Source organism: Planosporangium spinosum, assembly GCF_049999945.1.
Classification (GTDB): Bacteria; Actinomycetota; Actinomycetes; order Mycobacteriales; family Micromonosporaceae; genus Planosporangium; species Planosporangium spinosum.
In genome coordinates this window covers 1-13030 of sequence record NZ_JBLYUB010000026.1, presented here as the reverse complement: position 1 = coordinate 13030, position 13030 = coordinate 1, and the positions used below count along the sequence as shown (strand labels likewise).

At 71.9% G+C, this 13030-nt stretch carries 5 protein-coding genes and 1 pseudogene; 5 read left to right on the top strand and 1 reads right to left on the bottom strand.

Annotation, left to right across the window (positions count from 1 at the left end; all coding sequences use genetic code 11):
- Nucleotides 1–112: 112 nt before the first annotated feature.
- From icmA to ACNTMW_RS27070, 3 genes and pseudogenes are all read left to right on the top strand, one after another.
- Entirely contained in the window at nt 113–1786 is a 1674-nt protein-coding gene (icmA, locus tag ACNTMW_RS27080) for a coenzyme B12-dependent isobutyryl-CoA mutase large subunit (protein ID WP_426636669.1), read from the top strand.
- A 109-nt stretch (nt 1787–1895) separates the two neighbouring features.
- A complete protein-coding gene (locus ACNTMW_RS27075; RefSeq protein WP_426636668.1) occupies nt 1896–2849 on the top strand; it encodes a tetratricopeptide repeat protein in 954 nt (317 codons plus the stop codon).
- 16 nt (nt 2850–2865) lie between these two features.
- Nucleotides 2866–4002, top strand: a pseudogene (locus tag ACNTMW_RS27070) (arginase family protein); the annotation flags it as partial.
- Between the two features lie 488 nt (nt 4003–4490).
- On the opposite strand, the gene ACNTMW_RS27065 reads toward ACNTMW_RS27070, so the two are convergent.
- Nucleotides 4491–6395, bottom strand: coding sequence for a penicillin-binding transpeptidase domain-containing protein (locus ACNTMW_RS27065; RefSeq protein WP_426636667.1), 1905 nt, complete (start codon nt 6393–6395; stop codon nt 4491–4493).
- A gap of 275 nt (nt 6396–6670) precedes the next feature.
- Here ACNTMW_RS27065 and ACNTMW_RS27060 point away from each other — a divergent pair, with 275 nt between their 5' ends.
- Both ACNTMW_RS27060 and ACNTMW_RS27055 read left to right on the top strand, forming a co-directional pair.
- Entirely contained in the window at nt 6671–11755 is a 5085-nt protein-coding gene (locus ACNTMW_RS27060; RefSeq protein WP_426636666.1) for an NAD-glutamate dehydrogenase, read from the top strand.
- A gap of 328 nt (nt 11756–12083) precedes the next feature.
- On the top strand, nt 12084–12926 hold the full coding sequence (locus tag ACNTMW_RS27055) for a hypothetical protein (RefSeq protein WP_426636665.1): 843 nt from the start codon (nt 12084–12086) through the stop codon (nt 12924–12926).
- The last annotated feature ends 104 nt before the right edge of the window (nt 12927–13030 follow it).

Here is a 13030-nt window from a genome sequence, read left to right as displayed (position 1 = left end):
AGCGGGCGACGCCGTGGGCCGGTCACCACTTCCTTAGCGATCGTTCAGGTTTCTCCCCTAGTATCGGTGTGAAGGACGTCACGAACGTCGCACGGCGAGGGGGATCCGACACATGGACGCCCAGGAGATCGAGGCCGGACGCGAGCGCTGGCAGCGACGCTACGACGCCGCACCCAAACGCGACGCCGACTTCACGACGCTGTCGGGATCGCCGGTCGGCCCGGTGTACGGGCCACCACCCGGCTCCGACGTGCCCGGATTCGAGCGGATCGGTTGGCCGGGGGAGTACCCGTACACCCGCGGCCTGTACCCGACCGGCTACCGCGGCCGGGCCTGGACCATCCGGCAGTTCTCCGGCTTCGGCAACGCGAAAGCGACCAACGCCCGGTACAAGATGCTGCTCGGCGCCGGTGGCGGGGGCCTGTCCGTGGCCTTCGACATGCCCACGCTGATGGGGCGCGACTCCGACGACCCGCAGGCCCTCGGCGAGGTCGGCCACTGCGGCGTCGCGATCGACTCCGCCGCCGACATGGACGTGCTGTTCGACGGGATCCCGCTCGCCGACATCACCACGTCCATGACGATCTCCGGCCCGGCGGTGCCGATCTTCTGCATGTACCTGGTGGCCGCCGAGCGCCAGGGCGCCGACACCTCGAAGCTCGACGGCACGCTGCAGACCGACATCTTCAAGGAGTACATCGCCCAGAAGGAGTGGCTGTTCGCCCCCGAGCCGCACCTTCGCCTGATCGGCGACCTGATGGAGTACTGCGCGCACGAGATCCCCCGGTACAAGCCGCTGTCGGTGTCCGGCTACCACATCCGGGAGGCCGGGGCGACCGCCGCCCAGGAGCTGGCGTTCACCCTCGCGGATGGTTTCGGGTACGTGGAACTGGGTCGGTCGCGCGGCCTGGACGTGAACGTCTTCGCGCCGGGGCTGTCGTTCTTCTTCGACGCGCACGTCGACTTCTTCGAGGAGATCGCCAAGTTCCGCGCCGCCCGCCGGATCTGGGCCCGCTGGCTGCGCGACGTGTACGGCGCCACCAGCGAGAAGGCCCTGTGGCTGAAGTTCCACACGCAGACCGCGGGGGTGTCGCTGACCGCGCAGCAGCCGGTCAACAACGTGGTGCGGACCGCCGTCGAGGCGCTCGCCGCCGTCCTGGGCGGCACGAACTCGCTGCACACCAACGCCCTGGACGAGACGCTGGCGCTGCCCACCGACTCCGCGGCCGAGATCGCGCTGCGGACCCAGCAGGTGCTCATGGAGGAGACCGGGGTCGTCAACGTCGCCGACCCGCTCGGCGGCTCCTGGTACGTCGAGGCCCTCACCGACCGGATCGAGGCCGAGGCCGAGAAGATCTTCGCCCGGATCCGGGACATGGGCGGCGACGGCACGATCACCGCAGGGCTACTGCGCGGGATCGAGGACGGCTGGTTCATGTCCGAGATCGCCGACAGCGCGTTCGCCTACCAGCGGGCCCTCGAGAAGGGCGACAAGAAGATCGTCGGGGTGAACTGCCACACCGGCACGGTCGCCCGCGAGCTGGAGATCCTGCGGATCTCGCACGAGGTCGAGCGGGAACAGAAGCGGGTACTGGCCGAGCGCCGCTCCGCGCGCGACGACGACGCCGTGACGGCCGCCCTGGCCCGCCTGGTCGGGGTGGCGCGCACCGACGAGAACATGGTCCCCGCGATGCTGGACGCCGCCCGCGCCGAGGCGACCCTCGGCGAGATCTGCAACGCGCTCCGGGACGAGTGGGGCGTGTACCGCGAGCCGGCCCGGTTCTAGTCCCCGGCGTGCCGCTCGGTCGGCTGTCGGACACCCGACGCCGCCCGCGGGGTACATCCTTGCGGGCGGCGTTGAACACGCCAGACGCCAACGTGCCAGACTAGGGACCATGAGCGATCCACGGACGAGTTCTTCGATTTTCACCCGCGGAGCGGTGGACCTCGGAGCGCTGCGCGCCAGTTCGGCGGCTGGTCAACGGGCGTCCACGCCGGCTGCCTCCCCGGGTTCGACCGCCGCCGGTGCCGCCGGTGCCGCCGCGCCGGGCGACCGCGCGCCGGCCGCGCCGGGGTCGGGCGCGGCCGTCATCGACGTCACCGAGGCCACCTTCCAGCGGGAAGTGCTCGAGCGGTCGATGACCACCCCCGTGGTGGTCGACTTCTGGGCCGAGTGGTGCGGGCCCTGCAAGCAGCTGTCGCCGGTCCTGGAGAAGCTGGCGGTCGAGGGCGGCGGCTCGTGGGTGCTCGCCAAGGTCGACGTGGACGCCAACCCCCGGATCGCCCAGATGTTCCGGGTTCAGGGCATCCCGATGGTGTACGCGATCGTCGGCGGTCAGCCCGTCGACGCGTTCACCGGTGTGGTGCCCGAGACCCAGCTACGCCAGTGGATCGACGCGGTGCTGAAGGCCGGTGGCGTGGAGGTCGCCACGCCGGAGGACCCGCGCCTGGAGGCCGCCGACGACGCGCTGGTCAACGGCGACCTGGACGTCGCCGAGCAGGCGTACAAGAAGATCCTGGCCGACAGCCCGGCCGACCAGGCGGCCGAGGCCGGCCTGGCCCAGGTGGGCCTGCTGCGCCGGGTCTCCGGGGTCGACCCGCGGGCGGTGCTCGCCGAAGCGGCGACCAACCCGGACGACGTCGACGCCCAGACGCTCGCCGCCGACGTGGAGGTCCTGAGCGGCCAGGCCGAGCAGGCGTACCGGCGCCTCGTCGACCTCGTCCGGCGTACCTCCGGCGACGACCGCGAGCGGGTCCGCAAGCACCTGCTGTCGCTGTTCGTGATGGCCGGTCCCGACGATCCCGCGGTCGCCGCGGCGCGTCGCGCGCTGGCGAACGCGCTGTTCTAGGCCGGGCGCGAACGCGTTGCGCCGGATCGCCGTCCTCGACGCTCCGTCCAACCTGGGGTTGCGGCCACCGACCGCGACCTCGGTGCCCGGCTGTGCGAAAGCCCCCGGCGCACTGCGCGACCACGGCCTGGTGGGGCGGCTGTCCGCCCGCGACGCGGGCTGCGTGACGCCACCGCGGTACGACCCGGGCGACTGGCGCCCGGGTGACGGGGTGGCGCACGCGGAGCAGATCGCCTGGTACTCGCGGCGATTAGCCGACCGGATCGGCACCCTGCTGGACGGGGGCGAGTTCCCCGTGGTCCTCGGCGGGGACTGCTCGATCCTGATCGGCAGCGCGTTGGCGGTCAACCGGCGGGCGGCCGACCTGGACGGTCGAATCGGCCTGGTCTACATCGACGGGCACTCCGACTTCCGGCACCCCGGCAACGCCTCCTACGTCGGCGCGGCGGCCGGGGAGGACCTCGCGCTGGTCACCGGGCGGGGGCAGGCCGATCTGGCGGCCATCGAGAACCGCCGGCCGTACGTCCGGGACAGCGACGTGGTGGTGCTCGGCATCCGCGGCCACGACGAGCACCGGCTGGACCTGCACACGGCCGGCATCGCCTACCGCGCGGTGCCGCAGCTGCGCGCCGAGGGCCCGGCCCGCTCCGCGCAGTGGGCGCGCGGTCTGCTCAGCGACTGTCTCGGGTACTGGGTGCACCTCGACGTCGACGTGCTCGACCCGGCCGTGATGCCGGCCGTGGACGCCCCGGACCCGGGCGGTATCGCCTACACCGAACTCGAGCTGCTGCTGGCGGGCCTGGTGGCGACCCCACACTGCCTCGGGGTGGAGATCACCGTCTTCGACCCGGACTACGACCCGAGCGGGGCGTACGCGGCCGAGGTCGTCGAGACGCTCGTGGCCGGGCTGCTGCCCGCGACGGCCGTCGCGCCGTTGGACTGGGACGCGCTGGCGGCCGCCGCCGCGGCGGCGCGGGAGGAGGTCCGGGCGCCGGCGGCACCGGTGGCCGTTCCGGTCGTGGCGCTGTTGGCGGTACCGGACCTGGCGCCGGCCGTGGTCGAGACGGTCCCGGCGGACCTGGCGCTCGCCGCCGACGTGGGCACCGATGACGAGGTGCCCGTGGAGGACGAGGTGCCCGCGGAGGACGAGGTGCCCGTGGACGGGGTGCCTGCCGAGGACGAGCCGGCCGCGGGCGCGGAGACGCCGGTGGGGGACACGCCGCGCGCCGGGGTGATCACGCTCCGGACGGGCGCCTCCGACCTCACCGACGCCGACCGCGTCGCGCTGTCCCGGCGGCCGCCCGGTGGCATTCCGCTGCGGCGGCGCGACGATTCCGTACCGGAGCCGGCGGGTGTGGGTACCCGGCCCGGTCCCCAGGTGCCGGCTCAGCCGGGGGTTCCAGCCGCACGTGGCTCGGACGACGCGGCCGCCGAGCACCCCGCCGTGGTCGAGCGGGTGCGCCCGTTCGCCGGCCTGGCCGAGCAGGTACGGGCGGCCGGCAGCGGTCAGGTACCCGCCGCGCGGACCCCGGCGGAGTCCGCCGTGCCGGCGCCACCGGCGGAGACGGCGTAACCCTTCGCGATCCTGAACACGTGACGGGCCGATGGCGCCGCGACGTGTCCAGGATCCGTAACGGGGAGTCAGCCCAGCGCCACGCAGAACCTGCCGGCGACCGGTACGGCGGCGTCGCTGCTCAGGCCGCCGTTCTCGACGAACACGGCGAACGCCACGTCGCCCCGGAAGCCCATGAACCACGAGTGCGTCTTGTTCGGGTCGTTGTTGTCGTACTCGGCGGTGCCGGTCTTGCCGTAGATCGGCGCTCCGGGCGTGTTGCTGATCGCCTTGGCCGTACCGTCGGTGACGACCTCGCGCATCATCTGCTTGAGCGCCGCCACCGACTCGGCCTTGAGCTGCGGGCCGGGCTGGGCCGGCTTGGCCGGGGCCGGGTCGAGGACCAGCGTGGGCTGCTGCCACCGGCCGCGCGCGATCGCGGCGGCGGCGCCGGCCAGTGCCGCGGGTGAGACCTGCGTCTTCCCCTGGCCGAACGCCGCGGCCGCCTGCTCGGCGGAGTCGGCGCCGGTGGCGACGGTGCCGCTGAACACGTCGGTGCCGAGGTCCCATGGCACGCCGACGCCGAGCGTCTTCGCGGTCGCGGCCAGGCCGTCCGGGCCGAGCTTCGCCCCCAACTGGGCGAACGCGGTGTTGCAGGACTGGGCGAAGTTCACGTGCAGCGGCACGTCACCCAGGACGAAGTCGTGCGCGTTGTGGATGGGCGTGCCGCCGGGGGCGGTGTACTCCTTCGGGCACGGTACGACCGAGTCGGCGGTGACCGAGCCGCTGTCGAGGACGCCCAGCGCCGTGACGGCCTTGAACGTCGAGCCGGGCGGTACCTGCGCGGTGAGGGCGAGGTTGAGGTCGCCGCCGTCCGGCCCGTTGGCGACCGCGAGGACGGCCCCGTCACTGACCCGCACGGCGACCAGGGCGGACCGGGCGGTCTGGCCGGCCAGCGCGGCGTCGGCGGCGTTCTGGACCTTCGGGTCGAGCGTGGTCTTCAGTGCCCCGCCCGGCTTCGGGTCGGTGCTGAACAGCACCTTGTCGGACTTGGTCGGAATGACCACGGACACGCCGGGCGAGCCGGCGAGCAGGTCCTCGTAGCGCTGCTGGAGGCCGCCGAGGCCGACCTGGTCGCCGAGCTGGTACCGGCCCGGCTTGGCGTCCATGACCTCCTTGGTCACCTCGCCGACCCGGCCGAGCAGCGCCTTGGCGAACGTCGGCGTGGGGGCGAGGGTGCGGAAGCTCTCGCTGAAGTACAGGCCGGCGAGGTCGTGGATCTTGCCGCGGATCTTGACGTAGACCGGCTCCCGCAGTGAGACGACGTCGACCGCCGCGGTGCCGCCGGCCCTGATCTTCCCCGGCAGTTCGGTCAGGTCGATGTCGCCGACGTCTGCCTTGACCGACTTGAAGGCGGCGTCGAGCGCCCGCACGGTGCCGTCGACGTCGGTGACCTCGTTGGGCTGCACCCGTACCGTGATGATCTTCTGCTTGCTGGTCAGCGGTGCGCCCGAGCCGTCCAGGATGGCGCCGCGGTCGGCGGCGGTGTGCCTGACGGCGATCGTGTCGCCGGTGGTGAGGTCGGGGTGCAGCGTGGTCGGTTCGAAGAAGACCTGCCACGTGTCGTCCTTGGCCTTCCTGGCCTCCACGACGCTCTTGTACTCCCAGGTCACGCCGGTACCCACCGGCCAGGAGTAACTGAGCGTGGCGGTGGCGGAGTCTCCCTTGACCGTCGGCTTGTCGACCTTCACGGTGGGCTTCCGGCCGGCGAGGTCACCCTCCAGTTTGGCCAGCGTGTCTTTCGTGACCGGTTGGCCACTGTTGGTGAGGACGTCGAGGGAGCCGAAGTCACCGGCGGCCAGGGCGTTGGCGAACGCGTGCAGCGTACGGTCGGGCGGCGTCGACGAGCAGGCGCTCACGCCGGTGGCGAGCAGGGCCAGGCCGACGAGGCGCGCGGTCCAGCGTTGCGGACCGCGTCCGCCGGGTCGTGGCATGCCGTTTTCCTTCCAGGGTGGCCGGACCCCGCCGATAGTGGGAACGGGATCCACGATCCGGCATTGTCCGCTACCGTTGGCACTGTCCGCATCGGAACTATCCGGTCATACCGGGCCTGAGTCGGCTTTATGACGATGGCTTACTGTCCGATCGGTCAGGTCTATGCATCTGGACGGTGGTATCGGGGTCGGCTGAATCGGGTAGGACTCAGGCACGTCCTAGGCTGAGCGCAGACGGTCCCCCACAGCGTCGTGGGGGCGAGGGGAGTGCACGCATGGACCGCGACACTGCGGCGGGTGTCGATGACCTTTCCGACTCCGGGGCCCGGCAGGCCCGGGTCGGACACGTCGATACGGCGGGCCCGGAGGCGGACATAGCCGGCGCATTGCGCGTCGATGCGGCGGTCGACCCGAACCAGGGTTGGCCCGGCACCGGCGGGGGTGGACCCGCCGGCATGGTCCGTAAGGCGGCGCCGGCGCACCGCCTGGAGGGTGGCCTCACCGACGATGCCGAACTCGAGCGCCCCCTGCCCAACGCCGAACGCCTGGTCACCGGCGCGATCACGCTGGCCGGCGCGGACGGCGACGCGGAGCTGGCCGCGCTCGTCGGCCAGTACTGGCGGCTGGTGTCCGACGAGGAACTCGCCGGCTGCGCCGCACCGGACCTGGTCGCCGCGACCGTATCGCACCGCGAACTGGCCGGCGAGCGGCTGCGCGGGCAGCTCAAGGTACGGATCACCCCGGCGACCGAGCCGGCCGAGCACACCGCCATCGAGATCGTCACCGACGACATGCCGTTCCTGGTCGACTCGGTGACCGCCGCGCTGTCGAGCCGGCAGGTCGACATCCACCTGCTCGCCCACCCGCTGGTGGTGGTCCGACGGGAGCCGCTCGGCGCGCTGCGCGAGATCCGCACCGGGGTGGAGCCGTCCGACGCCGAACCCGGCGACATGGTGGAGAGCTGGATGCGGATCGAGATCGACCGCATCCGCGACGAGAAGGTCATCACGGGCCTGAGCAACGAGCTCACCCGGGTCCTCACCGACGTGCGGGAGGCCGTCGAGGACTGGCCGAAGATGCGCTCGCAGGCCCTCGCGCTCGCCGACGACCTGGCCGGTGCCCAGCTCCCGGTACCCGACAAGGACATCACCGACTCGGTCGAGCTGCTGCGCTGGCTGGTCGACGACCACTTCACGTTCCTCGGCTACCGGGAGTACCGGCTGGTCGAGTCGGACGCCGGCGAGCGGCTGCTGGAGGCCGTGCTCGGTACCGGCCTGGGCATCCTGCGCGCCGACCGCGCCGCACCGCGCATGCTGTCGTCGATGACGCCGGAGGCGTACGCCAAGGCCCTCGAGAAGCGCCTGCTGATCATCACCAAGGCCAACTCGCGCGCGACCGTGCACCGCGCGGCCTACCTCGACTACGTCGGCTTCAAGATGTTCGACCACGACGGCAACGTCGTCGGCGAGCGCCGGTTCCTCGGCCTGTTCTCCTCCACCGCCTACCGCACCAGCGTGCGTGACCTGCCGGTGGTCAAGCGCAAGGTCAACGAGGTGATCCAGCGCTCCGGGCTGTCGCCGCGCAGCCACTCCGGCAAGGACCTGCTGGAGATCCTGGAGACCTACCCGCGCGACGAGCTGTTCCAGATCAGTACCGAGGAGCTGTACCGCACGGTCATGGGCGTGCTGCGCACGGCCGGCCGCCGGCAGCTGCGGCTGTTCCTGCGCCGCGACGCGTACGGCCGGTTCATCTCCTGCCTGCTCTACCTGCCCCGGGACCGGTTCACCACGCACAACCGGCTCAAGTTGCAGGAGATCCTGCTGCGCGAGCTCAACGGCGTCGGCGTCGACTTCACCACCCGGGTGTCGGAGTCGCTGCTGGCCCGCATCCACTTCATCGTGCGCACCGACCCGGCCGACCCGCCCCGCGACCTCGACGTGGCCGCGCTGACCCGGCAGCTGTCCGACGCCACCCGGCTGTGGGACGGTGACCTGCGGCTGGTGCTCGAGCGCAAGCTCGGCGAGGAGCAGGCCAAGACGCTGTACCTGCGCTACGGCGAGGCGCTGCCCGAGGCGTACAAGGACGAGCACACCCCGTCCGAGGCGGCCAAGGACATCGCCAAGCTGGAGCTGCTGGAGGAGCCCGGGCAGCTCGTCATGCACGTGTTCCGGCGCCGCCAGGACGACCGCGACGTCCGGTTCAAGGTCTTCCGGTACGGCGAGCCGATGATGCTGTCGAACGTGCTGCCGGTGCTGCACTCGCTCGGGGTGCGCGTCACCGACGAGCGCCCGTACGAGGTGCACCGCGACGACGCGACGATCTACGTGTACGACTTCGGCCTGAGCCTGCCCGCCGACGCCCGGGAACTGGCCGACGTGCGCCCGCACGTGGAGAACGCGTTCTCGGCGGTGTGGCGCGGCGAGGCCGAGGTCGACGGGTTCAACGCGCTCGTGCTGATCGCCGGGCTGACCTGGCGGCAGGTCGTCGTGCTGCGCGCGTACACCAAGTACCTGCGCCAGGTCGGTGCGGTGTACTCGCAGGAGTACATGGAGCAGGCCCTCCTGCAGTACCCGGGAATCGCCGCCCTGCTGGTCGCGCTGTTCGAAACCCGCTTCGACCCGCGCCTGGCGCTGTCCGAGACCGACCGGTCGGCGCAGGCGCAACAGCTGGTCGACGCGCTCACCGCCCAGCTCGACGAGGTCACCAGCCTCGACCAGGACCGCATCCTGCGCGCGTACCTGACCCTGATCTCCGCGACCCTGCGCACGTCGTTCTTCCAGCGCAGCTCCGACGGCCGGCCCAAGTCGTACGTGGCCTTCAAGCTCGACCCGCAGCGGGCGCCGGACCTGCCGGCCCCCCGGCCCACGTTCGAGATCTTCGTGTACTCGCCCCGCTTCGAGGGCGTGCACCTGCGCTTCGGCGCCGTGGCGCGCGGCGGCCTGCGCTGGTCCGACCGGCGCGAGGACTTCCGCACCGAGATCCTGGGCCTGGTCAAGGCGCAGATGGTGAAGAACGCGGTGATCGTGCCGACCGGCGCCAAGGGCGGCTTCGTACTCAAGCGGGCGTTGCCGTCGGCGGGCGGCACCGCGCGGGCCCCGGAGACCAGCGCCGACCGCGAGGCCTACCAGGCCGAGGGGGTGGCCTGCTACCGACTGTTCATCTCCGCACTGCTGGACGTGACCGACAACCTCGACGGTGACAAGGTCGTCCCGCCGCGGGACGTGGTGCGCTACGACGACGACGACCCGTACCTGGTGGTCGCCGCCGACAAGGGCACCGCCAGCTTCTCCGACATCGCCAACGAGATCTCCGAGAGCTACGGCTTCTGGCTGCGCGACGCGTTCGCCTCCGGCGGGTCGGCCGGCTACGACCACAAGAAGATGGGCATCACCGCCCGGGGCGCCTGGGAGTCGGTCAAGCGGCACTTCCGCGAGCTGGGCCGCGACATCCAGGCCGAGGACTTCTCGTGCGTCGGCGTCGGCGACATGTCCGGCGACGTGTTCGGCAACGGGATGCTGCTGTCCGAACACACCCGACTGGTCGCCGCGTTCGACCACCGGCACGTCTTCGTCGACCCCGACCCCGACGCCGCCCGGTCGTACGCCGAGCGGCGGCGCCTGTTCGACCTGCCCCGGTCGTCGTGGGCCGACTACGACACCTCGCTCGTCTCGAAGGGCGGTGGGGTCTGGCCGCGCACCGCCAAGTCGATTCCGATCTCGCCGCAGATGGGGGAAGCGCTCGGCATCGACGAGTCGGTCACCGCGCTGTCGCCGGTGGAGCTGATCCGGGCCATCCTCACCGCCCCGGTGGACCTGCTGTGGAACGGCGGTATCGGCACCTACGTCAAGGCCGCCACCGAGTCGCACGCCGACGTCGGTGACAAGACCAACGACGCGGTCCGGGTCAACGGCCGGGACCTGCGCTGCCGGGTCGTCGGCGAGGGCGGCAACCTCGGTTTCACTCAGCGCGGGCGGGTCGAGTTCGCCCGACGCGGCGGGTACATCTACACCGACTTCATCGACAACTCCGCCGGGGTGGACTGCTCCGACCACGAGGTCAACATCAAGATCCTGCTCGGCGCGACCGACCTGGATCGCGAGCAGCGCAACGAGCTGCTCGCCGAGATGACCGACGAGGTCGCCGAGCTGGTGCTGCGCGACAACTACAACCAGGCGTGCGCGCTGGGCAACGCGCGGGCGCAGAGCCGGTCGCTGCTGCCGGTGCACCGGCGGATCATCGCCGACCTGGAGCGGCGCGGCGAGCTCAACCGGGAGCTGGAGGCGCTCCCCGGCGACGAGGAACTGGACGCCCGCGCGACCGACGGGATCGGCCTGACCACGCCCGAGTTCGCCGTGCTGCTGTCGTACGTCAAGCTCGCGCTCGAGCACGAGCTGCGCGACTCGTCGCTGCCGGACGAGGAGTGGACCGGAGAGGTCCTCGTCGACTACTTCCCGACACCGCTGCGCGAACGGTACGCCGCCGAGATGGGCCGGCACGCGCTGCGCCGCGAGATCGTGGTGACGCAGCTGGTCAACGAGGCGGTCAACCGCGGTGGCACCTCGTTCTTCTACCGCGCGATGGAGGAGACCGGCGCGAGCTCGGCCGACGTGCTGCGGGCGTACGTGGTGGTCCGGGAGGTCTTCGGGCTGCGCGAGCTGTGGCGGTCGGTCGAGGAGCTGGACGGTCGGGTGCACACGGAGGCGCAGACCGCCGTGTACCTGGAGATGCGCCGGCTGCTCGACCGGGCCGTCCGGTGGCTGGTGTCCAACCGTCGGTCCCCGTTGGACGTACCCGGTGAGATCGGCCGGTTCCGGCCCGGCGTCGCCGCGCTGCTGCCCAGGTTGGGCACCCTGTTCCGGGGCAACGAGCGGCAGACCCTGCGGGCCAACGTCGAGCGCCTGGTCAAGCTGGGGCTGCCGGAGAAGGTCGCCGACCACGCCACCCGGCTGATGTACGCGTTCGGCCTGCTCGACATCGTGGAGACCGCGCACGCCACCGGCAGCAGCATCGACGAGGTGGCGGGCGTCTACTTTGCGCTGTCCGAGCGGTTCCGGGTCGACCACCTGCTGTCGAAGATCTCGGCGCTGCCCCGGGAGAACCGGTGGCAGACGACGGCCCGGATGGCGCTGCGGTACGACCTGTACGCGGCCCTGGCCGGGCTGACCGGTGAGGTGCTGGCGGCGACCGCCGGCGAGGCGCCGGCCGACCGGCGGGTACTGGACTGGGAACACGGCAACGTCGCCTCGATCACCCGGATCCGCAACGCGATGAGCGAGTTCGACGAGTCCAACGCCGACCTGGCACCGCTGTCGGTCCTGCTCCGCCAGATCCGCACCCTGGTACGGACCACGTCCGTCTGACGCCCCTCTCCCATGATCACGGAAACTCTTCCGTGCTCTGACACGGATGAGTTTCCGTGATCATGGGAGCTGTGGATGTGTTGTCCACAGGGAACAAGGTGGGGCAGCGTCAACGTGGTCGGGTCCGGCACGCTCGGTCGGTGCGCGATGAGACGGCCGCCCGGTGGGACGAGACAACCGCCCGGTGGGACGAGACAAACGCTCGGGTCGATGGGGGAGCCGCTCGGGTCGAGGGGATAGCCGCCCGGCAGTGCGGAGTGGTCACCCGCCGCCAGGCGCACGAGTGCGGTCTCACCGACGAGGCGATCGAAGCCCGGCTGCGCAACCGGTGGCAGCGGTCGCCGGCGCGGTCTATGCCACCCACAACGGTCCACTGGGCCGTGACTGTCTGTTGTGGGCGGCCGTTCTCCGGGCCGGTGACGGCGCGGTGCTCAGTCACGAGTCGGCTGCCGAGATGGCTGGCCTCGTCGACGAGCCGCAGTACCCGATCCACGTCACGGTGCCGACCCGGCGTAGGGTACGGCGGTCCGCCGGCATCGTGGTCCATCGCTCCTCCCGGGTGGACGCGGCGCGGCATCCGATCCGGTTGCCGCCGCAGACACGGGTCGAGGAGACCGTCGTCGACCTCACCCAGACCGCTCCCTCGGTGGCGCAGGCGCTGGCCTGGATCACGCGGGCGTGCGGGCGCCGGCTCAGCCGCCCGGAGCGGATCGCCGCGGCGATCGACGCGCGCAAGAAGCTCCGCTGGCGGGAGGAGCTGCTGGCGGCGGTGTGCGACGTCGCGGAAGGGGCCGAGTCGCCGCTGGAACTGCGGTACCTGCGCGATGTCGAGCGGGCGCACGGGCTACCGGCCGGCGACCGCCAGTACGCCGTCGCCCGTTCCGGTGGGCGGCGCTACGACGACGTGCGGTACGTCGAGTTCGGTGTCGTCGTGGAACTAGACGGCCGGGCCGCCCACCCGGACGAGGCGAGGTGGCGGGACATGCGCCGCGACAACCTCACCGTCGTCTCGGGCGCACGGGTGCTGCGGTACGGCTGGGCGGACGTCACCGGTCAGCCGTGCGCCGTCGCCGCGCAGGTCGGTGTCGTGCTCCGCGCGGCAGGCTGGCGCGGCGGCGGGCGCCGGTGTGGCCCGTCCTGCCAGTTACCCGCGCCCCTCCCCATTCCGTGATCACGGAAACTTTTCCGTGCGGGAGGGCGGAGAAAGTTCCGTGATCATGGGAGGGGGCCGGGAGGGGCCGGGAGGGGCCGGGAGGGGCCGGGAGGGGCCGGGGA